Annotated in this window: 19 protein-coding genes; 4 read left to right on the plus strand and 15 right to left on the minus strand. The window is 74.2% G+C overall.

Annotation, left to right across the window (positions count from 1 at the left end; translation table 11 throughout):
- Window positions 1-48: 48 nt before the first annotated feature.
- Complete coding sequence (locus IO39_RS22345) at window positions 49-969, minus strand: LysR family transcriptional regulator (RefSeq protein WP_043626535.1); 921 nt, start codon at window positions 967-969, stop codon at window positions 49-51.
- A gap of 70 nt (window positions 970-1,039) precedes the next feature.
- Between IO39_RS22345 and IO39_RS22350 the strand changes: the two genes are divergently transcribed.
- A complete protein-coding gene (locus tag IO39_RS22350; RefSeq protein WP_157548755.1) occupies window positions 1,040-1,750 on the plus strand; it encodes a CTP synthase C-terminal region-related (seleno)protein in 711 nt (236 codons plus the stop codon).
- Window positions 1,751-1,885: 135 nt separating this feature from the next.
- Here the strand turns inward: IO39_RS22350 and IO39_RS22355 are convergent, their stop codons facing one another.
- The 6 genes from IO39_RS22355 to IO39_RS22380 all read right to left on the minus strand — a co-directional run bounded on the left by IO39_RS22355 (window position 1,886) and on the right by IO39_RS22380 (window position 5,769).
- Window positions 1,886-2,311: an SRPBCC family protein gene (locus tag IO39_RS22355; protein ID WP_043626541.1), complete on the minus strand. Its 426-nt coding sequence runs from the start codon at window positions 2,309-2,311 to the stop codon at window positions 1,886-1,888.
- On the minus strand, window positions 2,308-3,051 hold the full coding sequence (locus IO39_RS22360) for a TetR/AcrR family transcriptional regulator (RefSeq protein ID WP_043626544.1): 744 nt from the start codon (window positions 3,049-3,051) through the stop codon (window positions 2,308-2,310). The genes IO39_RS22355 and IO39_RS22360 overlap by 4 nt, the downstream gene beginning before the upstream one ends.
- A 122-nt stretch (window positions 3,052-3,173) precedes the next feature.
- Window positions 3,174-3,932: a MerR family transcriptional regulator gene (locus IO39_RS22365; RefSeq protein ID WP_043626546.1), complete on the minus strand. Its 759-nt coding sequence runs from the start codon at window positions 3,930-3,932 to the stop codon at window positions 3,174-3,176.
- A 10-nt stretch (window positions 3,933-3,942) separates the two neighbouring features.
- Window positions 3,943-4,827 (minus strand): DUF2268 domain-containing putative Zn-dependent protease, encoded by an 885-nt coding sequence (locus IO39_RS22370; protein ID WP_043626548.1) that lies wholly within the window; start codon window positions 4,825-4,827, stop codon window positions 3,943-3,945.
- A gap of 88 nt (window positions 4,828-4,915) precedes the next feature.
- A complete protein-coding gene (locus IO39_RS22375; protein WP_043626550.1) occupies window positions 4,916-5,470 on the minus strand; it encodes an SRPBCC domain-containing protein in 555 nt (184 codons plus the stop codon).
- Window positions 5,467-5,769, minus strand: coding sequence for an ArsR/SmtB family transcription factor (locus IO39_RS22380; protein WP_043626553.1), 303 nt, complete (start codon window positions 5,767-5,769; stop codon window positions 5,467-5,469). The genes IO39_RS22375 and IO39_RS22380 overlap by 4 nt, the downstream gene beginning before the upstream one ends.
- A gap of 171 nt (window positions 5,770-5,940) precedes the next feature.
- On the opposite strand from IO39_RS22380, the gene IO39_RS50855 reads away from it, so the two are divergent.
- Window positions 5,941-6,690 (plus strand): hypothetical protein, encoded by a 750-nt coding sequence (locus IO39_RS50855; RefSeq protein ID WP_157548756.1) that lies wholly within the window; start codon window positions 5,941-5,943, stop codon window positions 6,688-6,690.
- Window positions 6,691-6,835: 145 nt separating this feature from the next.
- Here the strand turns inward: IO39_RS50855 and IO39_RS54655 are convergent, their stop codons facing one another.
- From IO39_RS54655 to IO39_RS22395, 3 genes are read right to left on the minus strand one after another with little or no spacing between them, the layout of a single operon-like run.
- Entirely contained in the window at window positions 6,836-7,009 is a 174-nt protein-coding gene (locus IO39_RS54655) for a hypothetical protein (protein WP_157548758.1), read from the minus strand.
- Window positions 7,010-7,042: 33 nt separating this feature from the next.
- Complete coding sequence (locus IO39_RS22390; RefSeq protein ID WP_043626556.1) at window positions 7,043-7,444, minus strand: hypothetical protein; 402 nt, start codon at window positions 7,442-7,444, stop codon at window positions 7,043-7,045.
- Window positions 7,445-7,446: 2 nt separating this feature from the next.
- Window positions 7,447-7,989 (minus strand): dihydrofolate reductase family protein, encoded by a 543-nt coding sequence (locus tag IO39_RS22395; protein WP_043626558.1) that lies wholly within the window; start codon window positions 7,987-7,989, stop codon window positions 7,447-7,449.
- Between the two features lie 323 nt (window positions 7,990-8,312).
- On the opposite strand from IO39_RS22395, the gene IO39_RS22400 reads away from it, so the two are divergent.
- A complete protein-coding gene (locus IO39_RS22400) occupies window positions 8,313-9,305 on the plus strand; it encodes a S66 family peptidase (RefSeq protein ID WP_043626561.1) in 993 nt (330 codons plus the stop codon).
- A gap of 95 nt (window positions 9,306-9,400) precedes the next feature.
- On the opposite strand, the gene IO39_RS22405 is transcribed toward IO39_RS22400, so the two are convergent.
- The 5 genes from IO39_RS22405 to IO39_RS22425 form a co-directional block, all read right to left on the minus strand.
- Window positions 9,401-10,312 carry a PHP domain-containing protein gene (locus IO39_RS22405; protein ID WP_043626862.1) on the minus strand — a complete coding sequence of 304 codons (912 nt, stop codon included), beginning with the start codon at window positions 10,310-10,312 and terminating at the stop codon, window positions 9,401-9,403.
- Between the two features lie 23 nt (window positions 10,313-10,335).
- Entirely contained in the window at window positions 10,336-11,115 is a 780-nt protein-coding gene (locus IO39_RS22410) for an LLM class flavin-dependent oxidoreductase (RefSeq protein ID WP_052423215.1), read from the minus strand.
- Between the two features lie 132 nt (window positions 11,116-11,247).
- Window positions 11,248-11,892: a response regulator gene (locus IO39_RS22415; protein WP_043626563.1), complete on the minus strand. Its 645-nt coding sequence runs from the start codon at window positions 11,890-11,892 to the stop codon at window positions 11,248-11,250.
- Window positions 11,883-13,076 carry a sensor histidine kinase gene (locus IO39_RS22420; RefSeq protein WP_052423216.1) on the minus strand — a complete coding sequence of 398 codons (1,194 nt, stop codon included), beginning with the start codon at window positions 13,074-13,076 and terminating at the stop codon, window positions 11,883-11,885. Before IO39_RS22420 ends, IO39_RS22415 begins: the two co-directional genes overlap by 10 nt.
- Entirely contained in the window at window positions 13,060-13,677 is a 618-nt protein-coding gene (locus IO39_RS22425) for a DedA family protein (protein ID WP_043626566.1), read from the minus strand. Before IO39_RS22425 ends, IO39_RS22420 begins: the two co-directional genes overlap by 17 nt.
- Window positions 13,678-13,778: 101 nt before the next feature.
- Between IO39_RS22425 and IO39_RS22430 the strand changes: the two genes are divergently transcribed.
- Window positions 13,779-16,529, plus strand: coding sequence for an SCO1167/SCO6262 family helicase (locus tag IO39_RS22430; protein WP_211267111.1), 2,751 nt, complete (start codon window positions 13,779-13,781; stop codon window positions 16,527-16,529).
- The last annotated feature ends 6 nt before the right edge of the window (window positions 16,530-16,535 follow it).

Here is a 16,535-nt window from a genome sequence, read left to right on the forward strand (position 1 = left end):
TCGCAGACCGGGTGACCCGGTGCTCTCAGACGGGGTCACCCGGTGCTCTCAGGCCGGGTGACTCGCCCCTTCCTCCTCCCGGCCCGCCAGGGCGGCGGCCAGGCCGGCCGCCGGGCCCGGGGGCAGGGCGGCGTGCAGCAGCTCGACCCGGTGCACCAGCCGGGGCGCGGCCACCGCCACGCCCCGCACCCCCGCACCCCGCGACTCCCCGCCCGCCGGCCGCACGGCGGAGGCGGGCAGCAGGGTCAGGCCGTGGCCGGCCGCGGCCAGGTTGAGCACCGTGTGCACGTCGTCGCCGTCGTACTCCATCCCCGCCGCGAACCCCTCCCCCACCAGGTCGCGCAGCCGGGCGAGCGGGCACAGCGGCGTCTGCAGCCAGCGGGCGTCCACCAGGTCGGCCAGCCGCAGCGCCGCCCGCCCGGCCAGCGGGTGCCCGGCGGGCAGCACCACCACGAGCTCCTCCTCCGTCACGCCGGTGGCGGACATCGGGCCGGCGTCGGGCAGGCGCAGCGGGTCGTTCGGCGCGACCAGACCGTCGATCAGGCCCAGCTCGGCCCGCCCCTCGGCCACCATCGCGGCCACCTGGTCGCGCCGGCACGTGTGCAGGCGCAGGTCCAGGCGCGGCTCACGGGAGCGCGCCGCCGCCAGCCGGGCGGCCACCGCGGGGCCGAGCGCGAGCGGCGTCGCGGCCAGCCGCAGCCGGTGACGCGGCCCGGCGGCGGCGCGCAGCACGTCGGCGCGGGCGGCCCGCAGCCGCAGCAGCAGCGGCCCGGCGTGCTCCAGCAGCCGCCGCCCCGCCGGGGTGGGCTCGACCGGGCGGCGGCGCAGCAGCGGCAGGCCCAGGTCGGTCTCCAGCGCGGCGATCTGCTGCGAGATCGCCGACTGGGTGTAGCCGAGCTCGGAGGCGGCGGCCGAGAACGAGCCGTGCCTGGCGACGGTGACGAACGTGGTCAGCAGATGCGGGTCCATTAGCGTTTCTTATAGCAGGTGCAGCAACGATCGTTGGCGCTTGATGGGGCTGGCCGGTCACGATGGGGGCATGAGAATCGCCCTTGTGGGGGACCGCTCCCCCAGTGTCCGCTCCCATGTCCGGATCCCGTCGCTGATGGAGGCATTGCGCGAGCGGGACGGCATCGCGCCCGACCCGTACTGGATGCCCACCGATGACGTGTCCGGGCTGGAGGGGTTCGACGGGATCTGGTTGCTGCCCGGCAGCCCGTACCGTGACGAGGCCGGCGCGGTCGAGGCGGCCCGGGTGGCGCGCGAGCGGCGCATCCCGTTCCTGGGCACGTGCGCGGGCTTCCAGCACATGCTCCTGGAGTACGCGCGGCACGTGTGCGGGCTGGACGTGGCCCACGCCGAGAACGAGCCGGGCGCGCGCGACTTCCTGCTGACGCCGCTGGCGTGCTCCCTGGCCGGGCACGAGGGCCTGGTACGCCTGTCGCCCGGCACCCTGATCGAGCGGATCGTCGGCGCGCCCGGCACCGTGGAGTCCTACATCTGCTCCTACGGCCTCAACGAGACCTACAAGCAGGCGCTGGCCGGGCACGGGCTGGTGTTCTCCGGGCACGGCGAGGACGGGGGCGTGCGGGTGGCCGAGCTGCCCGGGCACCCGTTCTTCCTGGCCACGCTGTTCCAGCCGGAACTGGCCGGGGACGGGCGGCTGCCGCACCCGGTGATCTCGGCGTTCGCCGCCGCCGCCCACCACCACGCGACCTCGCGGGCCGCGCCCGTGGAAAGCACGCTCTGAGACCTGACGCCAGGGCGCCGGCGGAAAGCACGCCCCGAGACCCTGACGCCCCAGCGCCGCCGGTCGCGGAGGCGCCGGGAAGGGACGCCCCGAGGCCTGACGCCAGGGCGCGGCCGGTCGCGGGGGCGCGCGGGCTCAGGTGGCGGGCAGGAGGGAGGCGAGGGTGCGCAGGGAGCGGCGGGCGAGGGCCAGGACGAGCGGGCGCGCCAGCGCCCAGCCCGCCTGGCCCAGCACGCCGAACGGCAGCTCCAGCTCCTCGGCCCACACCACGCGGCTGCCGTCGCCCTGCGGGCTCACCCGGATGGCGCCGCGCCCGCGCACCACGCGGCCGGTGTGCGTGACGCGCATCAGCGCCGGCGGCTCCCAGTGGGTGATCGTCATCGTGTCCAGGAAGCCGAGCGGCCACACCCCGGTGTACGCCTCCAGGGTGCGCTCCCCCGTGCGGCGGGCGCTGGTCATGAACATCCACTCCCGGTGCCGGGGCCAGTCGGTGATCAGCGCGAACACCTGCTCCGGCGGCGCGGGGACGTGCACGGCGGCGGCCGCGTACACGGGTCTCATGCAGGGCTCTCCCTTCGGTCGGCCGCCGGTGGAAGGGCCGCGGCGATGCAGTCGAGGACGTGCTCCAGCCCGGAGCGGAACTGGTCGTCGCGGCTCAGGTGCGGCCGGCGCGCCTCCGTCACGACCTTACTGAAGATCGGGTAGTCCCCGCTCTCCAGCAGCTGGTTGACGCGCGCGGAGTTGCGCACCATCCACTCCGGCTCGCTGAGCCCGCTGCGGCGGGCCTCCTCGGCCCAGCCGACCTCCTCGCGGGCGGCGCCCTCGACGTAGCCGTTCAGCACGGCCATCAGGGTGAGGTTCGCGTCGATGGGGACGTGCGGGTCGAGGGCGCCCATCACCCGCTCGATCAGGCACAGCTGGTTGGGGCCGAAGCTGGGCAGCGGCCGCCGCACGGTGATGATCCAGGGGTGCCGCAGCCACATCGCCCGCATCCCCTCGGCGTAGCGCCTCAGGTCGGCCCGCCAGTCGCCGGAGGGCATGCCCTCGACGTCGATCTCGCCCAGCAGGTGGTCGCTGACGAGGTCGATGAGGTCGTCGCGGCTGGGGACGTAGCGGTAGAGGGACATCGCGCCGGCGCCGATCTCGGCGGCGATGCGCCGCATGGTGGCCGCCTCCAGCCCTTCGGCGTCGGCGATCCGGATCGCCGCCTCGGTGATCTGCGCGCGGCTGTAGACCGGTCTCGGCCCCCGGGCGGGGCGCTCGGGGCGCATCCAGATGGTCACGTGCTCGGCGTCGGCCACCGCCTCACCTCCTTGGTGCGTACATGGTGCTCAGTAACCTCCTCTGGCTGCCGCAACCGCGGACAACTGCGCGCTTGCCCGCGCAAGGGCCGCTGACCGCTCCCGGCGCCGGAGCGCACGGGCTACATCCGGGTCCGCGCGTACGTCTGCAGCGCGTCGCGGACGAACACCGCCCCCGCCGCGTCGTCGTACATGCCGGCGAATCGGGGGTCGTCGACGTACATGTCGCCCAGGCAGCGCACCATCTCGATCGCGCGCTCCCGGTCGCCGTCGGCCGTCGGGGTGCCCGGGATCCGGCTCAGCCACCGCACGTGCCGGGCGGCCAGGGACTGCGCGCGCTCGGAGTCCGGGCGGACCCCCGCCTTGGCCGCGGCGGTCCACGCGGCCACGAGGTCCTCGGTGTCCCGCTTCCAGGCCCGCTGCTGGTCGAGGGTCTTGCCGTGCCACCAGTCGTTGCTCACCTGGTACGCGCGCTCGCCCCAGCGTGCGGTCACCTCGTCCTTGTAGTGCTCGTTGAACCCCGCCAGCATGACGTCCCTGCGCGGCTCCGCCCCCGCCTCCAGCGCCTGGAGCATGTGGCGCACGGACCGGATCCGGTCGTCGATGCGGTCCCGCTCGGCCTCCAGCGCGGCGATGTGGGCGCGGAGCCCGTCCAACGTGTCCACCTCGTCGGCCAGGACCTCGGCGATGGCCGGCAGGCCCATGCCGAGCCGGCGCATGAGCAGGATCCGCTGCAGCCGGGCGACCGCGCCCAGGTCGTAGTAGCGGTAGCCGTTCGCGCCGACCCGGGACGGGGCCAAGAGCCCGACGCTGTCGTAGTGACGCAAGGTCCGGCTGCTGATGCCGGCCCGCGCCGCGAGCTCCTGGATCGTCCACTCCATCGTCCCAGTGTCACCTCCGGCGGAGGGTGGCTGCGATGACCTCCGAGCTGTCGGCGTGCAGGGCCTGCGCCGCCGTCTGCCCGGTCGCCGCCAGATAGGTGTCGACGAGCCGGTTGCCGGCGGCGTACCCGGCGCCCATCGGCAGCCCCACCGGGGTGAGGCCGAAGCGCTCGGCGCTGGGGTCGCCGTGCAGCCAGGCGGTGAAGTTCTCCATGCCCGTCACGTCGAGCCCGGTGAGCACCTTGGCGAAGACCTCGTCGTCGTGCAGGTACGGCACGCCGATGCGGGCGTGGCCGAGCTCGTCGCCGTAGAGCTGGCGGGCGAAGGCGTCGGCCAGGCCCTCGCTGACGACGGCGTCGCCGACCGTGACGGTCATCGGGTCCCACGCGGCCCCGCCCGGGCTGAAGCGCACGTTGTGGTGGAGCTCGTGCACGGCGGTGGCCTCCAGGCGTGCCACGTTCTCGGGGTAGGGCCACATGGTGATGGCGATGTCGCCCGAGATGCCGCCGAACCCGATCATTCCCTTGCAGGGCCCCATGAAGTGCTCGTCACCCGGATCGCCGAGGACGAACAGCACGGTGATGTCCGGAACCCGCAGCCCCGGCTTCGCCTCCAGCAGCACGGCCAGAGCGTCGTCCAGCGCCCGCCGCATCCGCTCCCACGCCCCGGCCGCCGCCAGGGTTTCGAGCGCGTCGAGGCAACGCTCCTCGTCGCGGTCGATGGGGAACCCGCAGGTCGCCAGGTGCATGGCCGCCATGTCCACCTCGCCGGGGTGGTAGCGGTACATGCCCCGGTTGGGCTCCAGCATCTGGCGCAGCAGGTCCGGGCGGTCCGCGACCGGGGCCAGCAGGATCTTCTTCATGGCGGAGCAGGTGTCAAGAACGGTGATCGACATGGCGGCGATGCTAGAAGTTGACGCAGCGTCAAGGTCAAACCGGCGGCCCGGCCCCCACCACGATCACGGCCCCCGGCGGCACCGTGGTCTACGCGCCCACTCCGTTCGCCCCGCTGTCCCCGCTGCCGCTGTCCCCGCTGTTTCCGCGCAGGGCCGCGGCGAAGCGCCGGCCGGGGGCCGGGTCGACGCCGAAGAGCTCGGCGTAGCGTTCGTGGGTCTCCTCCCACCCGGCGTGGGCGTCCTGCTCGGAGAGCTCCTCGCCGCGCAGGAGGGGCTCCAGCCGGGACAGGTAGGCCTCCCAGCCGGTGGCGGTCTGCGCGGACAGGCCGCGGTCGTCGATGACGTGGGTGAAGACCAGGCGGCAGCCGTCCCCCTCGGGGGTCAGGTCGAAGCTGTAGAACTGCCCGGCGAAGGTCCAGGCCAGGCGGCGGGGCGGAGCGACCTCGAGCACCTCACCGGTCGCGCCGCCGGCCTCGATGATCTCGCCCGCCGCGGGCGTCCAGTCGGCGGCCGCGGGAAACCAGCGCTCCAGCTCGGCCGGCACGCTGACGGCCCGCCACACGCGCTCGACCGGGAAGGCGAGCGTGCGCTCGAAGCGCAGCGCCGGGCGGCCGTCGATGGTCTCCAGGGTTCCGTGGGTCATGGGTTCTCCTCAAGGTGTCGTTCCAGGGCGTCCAGACGGCTCGACCAGAGCCTGCGGTAGGGCTCCAGCCACTGGTCGACCTCGGCCAGCGGATCGGGGCGCAGTGCGTAGACGCGCTGCTTGCCCTCCGTGCGCACCACGACGAGCCCGGCCTCGCGGAGAACCTTGAGGTGTTTGGACACGCCGGGCTGGCTGAGGTCGAGACGTTTCACCAGCTCCGTCACAGGCCGCTCGCCCTCGCGCAGCAAGTCGAGAATCTGCCTGCGGTGCGGCTCGGCCAGGGCTGCGTAGGCGCTCACGTGCTCATATTTCCATATGGAAATATGAAATCGCAACCCGGGGCCGGCGTGATCCCGCCCGGCAGGGCCCGGGAGACCCTCGGGGGACTTGCCGGCGACGGCTGTCGCGGCGGCCCCCGTACGTGTTATTCAAGATCCGTAATGTCGGCGCCCGGGTGGTTTGGGGTGGGGATGGAAGTCGGGTTCGACGAGTTGTACGCGGCCTGCAGGCCGCTCGTCCACGGAGATCTCGCGCGCGGGCGGCACGCGCTGACGGCGCTGCTGCCCGAGGCGTGGCGGCGGGGGCCGCGCTGGGGGCTGGCGATGATCCACGCGATGCTCGCCGACCTGCACGGCAGGACCGGGGACGTGCCGGGCGGGATGCAGCACTTCCACGCCGCGGTCGACCTGGGCTGGAACGACTGCCTGACGATCTGGTCCGACCCCGGCTTCGCCGCCCTGGCCCGCAGCCCGCACTTCGCCGCCGTCTACGGCCGCGTGTGGATCACGCCCGCCGACCTGGAGGAGCTGGGCTGGCTGCGCGCCGAGGCCACCGCGATCTCCCAGGAGCTGAGCTGGATCGCCGCGGAGAACATCGGGCGCACCGACCACGGCACCACCGACGTCTTCCACGCCCCCCTGCCCACCCGCGCCCCCGACGGCGCGGGCGTGCTCGCGGCCCGCATGTCGCTGGCCATCCTCCAGCGCGCCGGGCTCGACCTCGTCGCCTCCTCCGACATCACCCGCATCAGCGGCCTGATCGCCACCGACGCCATCGGCGGCTCCTCCTACAGCGACTGGGAGATCTGGCGCTCGGCGGGCCTGGCCGACTCCCGCGCCGCGGCCCGCCGCGCCTCCGCCCAGGCCCGCGCCTTCCGCCCCACCCCCGGCCTGTCGACCACGCCGGTCCCCGCCACCTCCCTCCCGCGCAACGGCCGGTGACGGCGGTGGTCACCGGAGCGGCAGGCCGCCGGTGACGGCCGGGGCCGTCAGGAGCAGGGCGAGCGCGAGCGGAGCCGTGACCAGCGCGCTGCGGACCGGTCGTCTCATGAAGGTCTCCTCGTCGACGTGAACCGTCGGATGAGGGTCAAGGCCGGGGGCGCGAGCCCGCCGTCCCCACCCGCTTGCCGTCGGCGTACACCTCGCCGATGGCGCCCACCACGACGGGGGTCCTCGCCACGTTCGCCACCGCCCGCTGGACGTCTCCCAGCCCGGCCTGCCCGGCGGCGGTCGCGGGCGCCTGCAGGGTCAGCGCCAGCATGGCCGATGCCGGTCCGGTCAGGCCGGCCGTCGGTCAGCCGCGCCCGCCGGTGAACGGGGGCTCGCCCTCCTTCAGCGGCCGGAAGCGCAGGGCCGACCACACCTCGTCCACGGCCACCTGGCCGTTGGGGCGCAGCCCGTACTCCCCCACGATCGGCCAGAGCGTGTCACGGTTGATGTCGGACTTGTTGCCCTTGGGGTAGGCGACCCAGACGACGGCCGGCTCGGTGAGCAGGGCGCGGTGCTCGTCCAGCAGCCGCCGGGCCGCGGCGGCGTCGGCGGCGAAGAACACCGCCACGGCCGCCTCCTTCAGCTCCTCGGTGTGGCGGGCGCCCTCGGGCAGCGGCTCCACCAGCGGGCGGTGGCCGGGCTCGGAGATCCACACGGCGGCGCCCGGCTTGATGAGCAGCTTGTCGGCGACGGTCTTGGCCGGCATGGTCAGGCCCTCGTGTAGGTGAGGTTCAGCACGCCGGTGCTGAACGTGGCGGACTTGGTGAGCGTCAGCGGGATCTGGCCGATCCCCTCCTCGAACAGGCGCCGGCCGGCGCCGAGCACGATCGGGTGCACCAGCAGGTTGAGCTCGTCGAGCAGGCCCTCGCGCAGCAGCCAGGACACCAGGGCCGGGCTGCCGCTCATGCCGATGTCCTTGCCGGGCAGCTCCTTGAGTCGAGGCAGGTCGGCGCGGGGGTCGCGCAGCACGGTGGTGTTCTTCCACGTGGGGTCGGTCAGGGTGGTCGAGACCACGTATTTGGGCGTGGCGTTCATGGTCTCGGCCAGCGGGTCGGCGCTCGCGTCCTGGTGGGGCCAGTGGGCGGCGAACACGTCGTAGGTGCGCCGGCCCAGCAGCAGGACGTCGGCGGCCTGCATCTGGGCGGCGACCGCCTGCTCCATCTCCTCGTTGAGGTAGGGGAAGTGCCAGGTCTCCGGCGCCTCGACGACGCCGTCGAGCGAGATGAACAGCCCCGCGACGATCTTTCTCATGACTTCACGGCTCCTTGCGGTCTGCGACAGGTGCTCTCAGAGGTGCTCTTCGAGGTGGCTTCACCCTCTCACCGACAAATAGAATTGTCAAGGAAGCCGAATTGGTCGGTGGAGGGGTGAGGCGGGGCGCGATGACGTGGCGGGAAAGCGGGCGCGGGCGGGTCAGCGCGGAAGGGCGGCGCGGAAGGGCGGCGCGGAAGGGCGGAATGGAGGGTGCAGGCGGGGGAAGGGGTGCCGGCCGGGTCAGGGCGAGGCGGGGTGCCGAGCGGGCCCGGGCGGGACGGGGTGCGGCGTGGAGGTGCGGGCATCGGTAACCTCCCACGGTGGACATCATCTTTCCCCCTAAGCTGACCAGGGGCGACGTCGTACGCGTCGTGGCTCCGTCCAGATCCCGCGCGATGGTGACGGAGCACGATCACACCTCCGTCATCGACGCCCGTTTCGCCGAGCTCGGCCTCACGCTCACCTACGGCCGCCACGTCGACGAGCGCGACGCCTTCGACTCCTCCGCCATCGCCTCCCGCGTCGCCGACCTGCACGACGCCTTCGCCGACCCCTCGGTGGCCGCGATCATGACGGTCATCGGCGGCTACAACAGCAACGAGCTGCTGCCGTACCTGGACTGGGAGCTGATCCGGGCCAACCCGAAGATCCTGTGCGGCTACTCCGACATCACCGCGCTGCAGGGCGCCATCCTGGCCCGGGCGGGGCTGGTGACGTACTCGGGGCCGCACTGGTCGACGTTCGGGATTCGCGACCACTTCGAGCGGACCCTGAGCTGGTTCACCGCGGTCATGTTCGGCACCGGCCCGGTGGAGCTGGCCCCGGCGGACACCTGGAGCGACGACCTGTGGTTCCTCGACCAGGACAAGCGCGAGCTGATCCGCAACGAGGGATGGTGGCCGATGCGGCCGGGCGCCGCCGAGGGCAGGATCGTCGGCGGCAACCTCGCCACGCTCAACCTGCTGCAGGGCACCCCGTACATGCCCTCGCTCGACGGCGCGATCCTGATCCTGGAGGACGACTTCGAGTCCTCCCCGGTGGACTTCGCCAGGAACCTGACCTCGCTGCTGCAGCTCCCCGACGCCGCCGGCGTGCGCGGGCTGGCGATCGGCCGCTTCCAGGCCGCCACCGGCATGACCCGCGACCTGCTGGAGCGCATCGTCGCCACGCAGCCGGCGCTGGCGGGCGTGCCGGTGCTGGCCGGCATCGACGTCGGCCACACCTATCCGCTGGCCACCGTCCCGATCGGCGGCCGGGCCGAGCTCACGGTCTCCCAGGAGGGCCCGTCCCGCCTGCGGCTGCTGCGCCACTGACGCCCTCCTGACGCGCGGCGCCAGGGCAGATGCGACCGCTCAGAGGCATTCGTTGAGGACGGCGGAGCATCGCGTCTTCGCGGCCGTCCCGCCGTTCAGCCGGCGCGGGACCAGAGGTCGTACGGGTCCGCGCCCGGCCGGAACCCGTGGGCCCGGGCCATGGCCGCCGCCTCCCGGAGCCCGTGGGCGATCTTCGATGGCTCGTGGGCGTCGCTGCCGAACGCGACCGCGTCGCCGCCCTCCTCGTGCCACCACCGCAGGAGGAGCGGGTCCAGCGGCAGCCGCGTGTTGATCTCCAGCGCCCGGCCCGACCGGGCGGTGGCCCGCAGCGCGTGCCGGAACTCCTCCTCGAACGCCCGCGGATCGAACGGCCCGGCCGTCCGCACCGGCCAGGACCTGATCGGGTAGTCGATGTGGGCCAGGACGGCGAACGCCGCGCTCTCGGTGACCAGGGTGACGACCTCGGCCAGGTAGTGCCGGACGACCTCGGCGGCGGCCCGCCGGCCGTAGTGTTCCGGCGGCTCGGCGAAGCCGTCTCCGGCACGCAGCGGCTCGCCGAGGCCGTCTCCGGCACGCAGCGGCTCGCCGAGGCCGTCTCCGGAGCGCAGCGGCAGGCAGTGCAGGGAGCCGAGCACGCGGTCGAAGCGGCCCGCGCCGAGCAGCCCGGCGACGGCCTCGGCGTGCCAGTGGGGCTCGCCCACCTCCATCCCGCTCAGGATGCGCAGGCCGGGGAAGCGCTCACGGCACCTGTCGATCGCGGCCAGGTAGCCGGCGGCGTCGAACGCCGGAGGCGTCAGCCGCCCCTCTGGCGTGACCAGGCCCGCCAGGTGGCCGTCGCCGTCGAGGGAGCCGGGGGTCACGGTCCAGGCCGTGTGGTCCACGTGCTCGGTGAAGGCGATCGACGGCAGCCCCAGCTCGGCCGCCCGCGCGCAGGAGCGCTCCATCGCGCCGAGCGGCGCGTCCCAGGACCACTCGCTGTGCACGTGGCCGTCGGGCGGTAACGTCACGGCCTCCCCCGTGTCCGGGAGGCTCACAGGCGCGGCGGCCCGGCGGCGATCGTCGTACGGGCCTCCGCGGCGCCGCCGCGCCACCAGCCCATCGCCTCCACCCACCACGTCATGCCGGCCTCGGCGTATTCCGCGACCAGGCCGTCCGCGGCCCGCCCCTCCAGCGCGATGTCGAAGCCGTCCAGCGAGCCGCGCCGCCCGGCCAGGAAGCCGACCACCCGGGCGAACTCCTCGACCGGCACCGGCCGGTCCCGGCCGTGGTCGTGGAAGGTGGGCATCGCGCCGTCCCAGCGGGCCGCGCGGCGGAACCCCGCCCGCGTCGGCCACCTGCCGGGACACCAGACGGGGATGCGCGGGCGCTGCACCGGCCCCGGCGGCAGCCGCTCCCACAGGCGGGTCAGCTCCAGCAGCCCGTCGTCCAGCCGGGCGGCGCGCGCCTTCAGGTCGGGGTCCTCGCCGAACTCGGTGTATTCGGCGTCCATCGACCCGAGCCCCGCGCCGAAGACCAGCCGCCCGCCGGACAGCAGGTCGAGCGTCGCCGTCTCCTTGGCCACGATCTGCACGCGCCGCCTGGGCAGGGCCGCCATCAGCACCCCCAGCCGGATGCGGCGGGTGCGGGCCGCGATCGCCGACAGCACCACGGTGGGGCTCACCACCGGCCAGCCGGGATCGTGGTAGAGCAGGTGGTCCCACAGGTAGACGCCGTCCCAGCCGTGCTCCTCCGCGGCCACGGCCAGCTCGACCAGCAGCGCGGGATCGCCGAACTCGCCGACGTTGGGCAGGCCGACCGCGAAGCGCACCATGCGGATCAGGGTATGCCGTCGCCGATCATCGTACGACCCGCCGGGCCCGTCAGGGCCCCGGGAGGTGCGGCTCACCGCGCGGCCCGGCCGGCCGGTCAGGCTCCGGGAGGTGCGGCTGACCGCGCGGCCCGGTCAGGACTCCAGGAAGTGCAGCACGGCCAGCACCCGGCGGCTGTAGCCGGTCGTGTGCGACAGGCTCAGCTTGTCGAACAGCGAGTTGACGTGCTTTTCCACCGCGCTCTGCGACACGTGCAGCGCCTGCGCGATCGAGGCGTTGGTCAGCCCCTGCGCCATGCGCTCCAGCACCTCGCGCTCGCGGACGGTGAGCCGGGCCAGCGGGTCCACCTGCGTGGTGCGCGCCAGCAGCTGCCGCACCACCTCCGGGTCGAACGCCGCCCCGCCCGCGGCCACCCGCTCCAGCGCGTCGAGGAAGTCGCCGACCTGGCCGACGCGGTCCTTGAGCAGGTAGCCGACGCCTTCGACGTCGGAGCTCATCAGCTCGGTGGCGTAGCGCTTCTCGACGTACTGCGACAGCACCAGCACCTTGACCGACGGCCAGCGGCGCCGGATCTCCAGCGCCGCCCGCAGCCCCTCGTCGGTGTGGGTCGGCGGCATGCGCACGTCGACCACCACGATGTCGGGCAGGTGCGCGGCGACCGCCTCGACCAGCGCCTGCCCGTCGCTGACGGCGGCCGGCACCTCGTGGCCCTCCTCCAGCAGCAGGCGTACGAGGCCCTCGCGCAGCAGCGTGGAGTCCTCGGCCAGGATCACCCGCACGGCAGCACCGCCGTGATCGTGGTCGGCCCGCCCGCGGGGCTGTCGACCGCGAACCGGCCGTCGAGCGCCGCCACCCGGCGGGCCAGCCCCGACAGGCCGCCGCCGCTCTCGCGCGCGCCGCCCATGCCGTCGTCGCGCACTCGTACGAGCACCGCGTCGTCCTCCTCGTGCACCTCGACCGTGATCAAGCCGGCGCCGGCGTGCTTGGCGGCGTTGGTCACGGCCTCGCACACCACGAAGTACGCCGCCGTCTCCACCGCCATCGGCGGCCGCCGGTCCAGGCGGCAATCTACCTTGACCGGGACGCTCGACCGTTCGGCGACCCCCGCGAGCGCCTCGCCCAGCCCGAGCGAGTCGAGCCCGCTGGGATAGACGCGCCAGGCCACCTCGCGCAGCTCGGTCAGCGCCTGCTGCGCCTCCTGGTGCGCCTGCTCCAGCAGCTCGGGGCGGCCCCGCCGGGAGCGGCCGATCAGCATCGACAGGGCCACCAGGCGCTGCTGCAGCCCGTCGTGCAGGTCGCGCTCGATCCGGCGCCGCTCGGAGTCCACGGCGGCGACGATCCCGGCCCGGCTCTCGGCCAGCTCGGCGATGCGGCGCTGCAGCGCCTCGGTCGGGTCGGGGCCGAGCATCCGCAGCGCCAGGCGGCGCTCCAGCGCGTGCACCCCCACCAGGCCCGACAGGTCCAGGAACAGCAGCACGATGCCCGCGCCGCCGAGGTAGGCGACCAGCGGCGCGGTGGGCAGCATGCCGTCGAAGGGCTCGCCCCGCACCCACGCCGCCGCGAGCCGCACGCCGATCCACAGGCCGATCAGCAGCAGCGCGAACACCACTCCGCCCAGCAGCCCGACCGGGGCCCGGGCGGCGAGGTAGCCGGTGGCCCTGCCGCCCCGGCCCTCGTTCCTGCCGCCCCCGCCCCCACCACCGTCGCCGTCGCCGTCGCCGTCCGGGGCGCCCTGACCGTCCTGGGGCTCGCGGGACTCGCGGGTGTCGAGGGCGTCCAGCAGGCCGGGGTCCAGGCGCAGCCGGCGCGCCTCCAGCCGGGCCAGCCGCCGGGCCGCGGCGCGTACGTTCGGGTTGCCCAGGAACGGCAGCGTCAGCAGCAGGAACACCAGCTCGGCCAGCGCGGTGACACCGCCCAGCGCCACCGCGCCGGCCACCCGCAGGCCCTCAGCGGCGGCTCGCATGCCTCCCCTTGCGCCGCTCGGCCAGCCGGACCACGATGAAGATCACGATCGCGAGCGCGACCAGGCCGATGACCACGTTGCTGCCGATGCCGACGTAGGTCTCGACGATGTGCCAGTTCTCCCCCAGCAGGTAGCCGGCCATCACGAAGATGGTGTTCCAGATCGCGCTGCCGGCGGTGGTGAGGAGCGTGAAGACGAGCAGCGGCATGCGCTCGACGCCGGCGGGGATGGAGATGAGGCTGCGGAAGATCGGGATCATCCGGCCGAAGAAGACGGTCTTGCGCCCGTGGCGCTGGAAGAACGCCTCGGTCTTCTCGATGTCGGAGATCTTGACGAGGGGGAGCTTGGCGGCGATGGCCAGCGTCCGCTCGCGGCCCAGCAGGGCTCCCACCCAGTAGAGGGCCAGCGCCCCGAGCACCGAGCCCAGGGTCGTGAACAGCAGCACAGCGAGCAGGTCCATCTCGCCCCTGCTCGAGGTGAAGCCGGCGAGCGGCAGGATCACCTCGCTGGGCAGGGGCGGGAAGAGATTCTCCAAGGCTATCGCGAGCCCCGCCCCTGGCGCTCCGAGGCTCTCCATGAGTCCAACTAGCCAATCAGTCATGGGTCAAGGCTATGGAAGATCCGGGAAAACGCGGAATGAAGATCCTGCCCGATTCCTTCTGAGGTAAACCACAGTCTCTTTGTACCGTACACTGTACGGCCGTGAGCTCTCTTTCGGATCTGGTACGGCACGCGGCAGTGTTCCAACCCGGCGACCCTCCCAGGTCCGGGCACATCGCCTTTCTCGCCCCCGGCGGCGACGACCGCGTCACCGTGGCGGAACCACCCGACGGGCAGGACGGAGCGCCACAGTTGCGTACCGCCGCCGCCACCCTCGTCCCCGTCGCGCAGGCCGTGGCGGCGCTGGCCAGGGCCCGCACCGACCCCGCCGCGCACCCGGCGGCCCGCTTCTGGGGCGCGGCGGCGCTCGTCGCGCTGCAGCTCCTCACCCGGGGCCGCATCCTGCCGGGCGTGACGCCGGGCGGGCACGACTCCTGGCGGGCGGGCCCGCTGGACGCCGCCGACCTGCGGCGCGTGCACGAGCTGGCCGCCGCCATGCCCGCCACCGCCCGCGCCATCCCCCTGGACGCCCCGCCCGCCGCCGGCGCGGCCGGCGAGCCGCTGCTGCCGGAGGCCGAGCCGCTGCTGCGGGCCTTCCTCGACGCGGTCGCCGACGCCATGCCGCGCTCGCCCGGCGCCGTGCGCGCCACCGGCACGCCCGCCTTCGCCGCCGTCAAGCCCGTCAAGGTCCCCCACCTGCGCCACTGGGCCGAGGAGGTCTCGGCGGGCCTCGACGCCGGGGTGCGGCTGTCGCTGCGCGTCGAGGCCGACGACCCCGCCACCGCCGACTTCCGCGCCGTGGCCCAGCTCCACAGCCTGGCCGACCCCTCCCTCGTGGTGGACGCCGCCGACCTGTGGCAGGGCCGCGCCCCCGGCCTCGGCGCCCGTGCCAGGATCGAGGCCACCCTCGCCGTGCGCCGCGCCGCCCGCGCCTGGCCCCGGCTGGAACGCCTGCTCGACGCCGCCGTGCCCGACGAGCTCGCCCTCTCCGACGGCGACGTCGAAGAGCTCCTGGCCGGGGCCGCCGACCGGCTGGCCGCGGCCGGCGTGGACGTGCACTGGCCCAGATCGCTCGTACGCGGCCTCAGCGCCCGCGCCGTCATCGGCGCCCGCGACGGCGCCCCGTCCGACCTGCCCTCCTTCCTCGGCGGCCACCACCTGACCAGCTTCGACTGGCAGCTCGCCCTCGGCGGCGAGCGCCTGACCGCCGCCGAGATGGACCGGCTCGCCGAGGCCCACCGCCCCGTCGTGCGGCTGCGCGACCAGTGGGTGCTCATCGACCCCGACCTGGCCCGCAAGGCCCGCCAGCGCGACCTCAAGCCGCTGACCGGCATCGAGGCGCTCGGCGCGGCCCTGACCGGCTCGGTCGAGGTCGAGGGCGAGCAGGTGCCCGTCGAGCCCTCCGACTGGCTCACCGAGCTGCGCGAGCGCCTGGCCGAGCCCGCCGACGTCGCCGCCCCCGAGGGGCTGGCCGCCACCCTGCGCGACTACCAGCTCGCCGGGCTGCGCTGGCTGGCCAGGATGACCTCCCTCGGGCTGGGCGCCTGCCTGGCCGACGACATGGGCCTGGGCAAGACGATCACGCTCATCGCGCTGCACCTGCACCGCGCCGCCGAGGGCGCCGGCCCCACGCTCGTGGTCTGCCCCGCCTCGCTGCTGGGCAACTGGGAGCGCGAGATCACCCGGTTCGCGCCGGGCGTGCCGGTGCGCCGCTACCACGGCAGCAGCCGCGAGCTGGCCGGCGAGGGGTTCGTGCTCACCACGTACGCCACCATGCGCCTCGACGCGGCCCGCCTGGCCGCCCACCCGTGGGGCCTGCTCGTCGCCGACGAGGCCCAGCACGTCAAGAACCCCGCCTCCGGCACCGCCAAGGCGCTGCGCGAGATCCCCGCGGCCGCCCGCGTCGCCCTGACCGGCACGCCGGTGGAGAACAACCTGTCGGAGCTGTGGGCCATCCTCGACTGGACCACGCCGGGCCTGCTCGGCCCGCTCGGCCGGTTCCGCGCCCGGTGGGCCAAGCCCGTCGAGTCCGGCGACACCGCCACGGCCGAGCGGCTGTCGCGGCTGGTCGGCCCGTTCCTGCTGCGCCGCCGCAAGAGCGACCCCGGCATCGCGCCCGAGCTGCCGCCCAAGACGGAGACCGACCGGCCCGTGGCGCTCACCACCGAGCAGGCCGGCCTGTACGAGGCCGTCGTGCGCGAGATCATGGCCCAGATCGCCGACTCCGCCGGCATGGCCAGGCGCGGGCTCATCGTCAAGCTGCTCACCGGGCTCAAGCAGATCTGCAACCACCCCGCCCAGTACCTGCACGAGGCCACCCCGCGCCTGCCCGGCCGCTCCGGCAAGCTGGAGCTGCTCGACGAGCTGGTCGACACCATCGTCGCCGAGGACGGCGCGGTGCTCGTCTTCACCCAGTACGTCGCCATGGCCCGGCTGCTGGAGCGCCACCTCACCGGCCGCGGCGTGGCCACCCAGCTCCTGCACGGCGGCACGCCCGTCGCCCGCCGCGAGGAGATGGTCCGGCGCTTCCAGGACGGCCAGGCCCCGGTGTTCCTGCTCTCGCTCAAGGCCGCCGGCACCGGGCTGAACCTCACCCGCGCCGACCACGTCATCCACTACGACCGCTGGTGGAACCCCGCCGTGGAGGACCAGGCCACCGACCGCGCCTACCGCATCGGCCAGACCAGGCCGGTGCAGGTGCACCGCCTCATCACCGAAGGCACGATCGAGGACCGCATCGCCCGGATGCTGGCCGCCAAGCGCTCGCTCGCCGAGGCCGTGCTGGCCTCCGGCGAGGCCGCCTTCACCGAGCTGACCGACGCCGAACTCGCCGCCCTGGTGGAGCTGAGATGACCCACG

This window comes from Nonomuraea candida (assembly GCF_000725485.1).
Classification (GTDB): Bacteria; Actinomycetota; Actinomycetes; order Streptosporangiales; family Streptosporangiaceae; genus Nonomuraea; species Nonomuraea candida.

What these genes read in the sequence shown, in the direction of transcription:
- IO39_RS50855 (WP_157548756.1), top strand. Translation starts at nt 5,941, where the DNA reads ATGGAAGTCGGGTTCGACGAGTTGTACGCGGCCTGCAGGCCGCTCGTC.
- IO39_RS22365 (WP_043626546.1), bottom strand. Translation starts at nt 3,932, where the DNA reads ATGGAGTGGACGATCCAGGAGCTCGCGGCGCGGGCCGGCATCAGCAGC.
- IO39_RS22410 (WP_052423215.1), bottom strand. Translation starts at nt 11,115, where the DNA reads ATGGTGCGCTTCGCGGTCGGCCTGCCCAACGTCGGCGAGTTCGGCGAT.
- IO39_RS22390 (WP_043626556.1), bottom strand. Translation starts at nt 7,444, where the DNA reads ATGCCGGCCAAGACCGTCGCCGACAAGCTGCTCATCAAGCCGGGCGCC.
- IO39_RS22425 (WP_043626566.1), bottom strand. Translation starts at nt 13,677, where the DNA reads ATGACTGATTGGCTAGTTGGACTCATGGAGAGCCTCGGAGCGCCAGGG.
- IO39_RS22345 (WP_043626535.1), bottom strand. Translation starts at nt 969, where the DNA reads ATGGACCCGCATCTGCTGACCACGTTCGTCACCGTCGCCAGGCACGGC.
- IO39_RS22375 (WP_043626550.1), bottom strand. Translation starts at nt 5,470, where the DNA reads ATGACCCACGGAACCCTGGAGACCATCGACGGCCGCCCGGCGCTGCGC.
- IO39_RS22420 (WP_052423216.1), bottom strand. Translation starts at nt 13,076, where the DNA reads ATGCGAGCCGCCGCTGAGGGCCTGCGGGTGGCCGGCGCGGTGGCGCTG.
- IO39_RS22350 (WP_157548755.1), top strand. Translation starts at nt 1,040, where the DNA reads ATGAGAATCGCCCTTGTGGGGGACCGCTCCCCCAGTGTCCGCTCCCAT.
- IO39_RS22395 (WP_043626558.1), bottom strand. Translation starts at nt 7,989, where the DNA reads ATGAGAAAGATCGTCGCGGGGCTGTTCATCTCGCTCGACGGCGTCGTC.
- IO39_RS54655 (WP_157548758.1), bottom strand. Translation starts at nt 7,009, where the DNA reads ATGCTGGCGCTGACCCTGCAGGCGCCCGCGACCGCCGCCGGGCAGGCC.
- IO39_RS22355 (WP_043626541.1), bottom strand. Translation starts at nt 2,311, where the DNA reads ATGAGACCCGTGTACGCGGCCGCCGCCGTGCACGTCCCCGCGCCGCCG.
- IO39_RS22370 (WP_043626548.1), bottom strand. Translation starts at nt 4,827, where the DNA reads ATGTCGATCACCGTTCTTGACACCTGCTCCGCCATGAAGAAGATCCTG.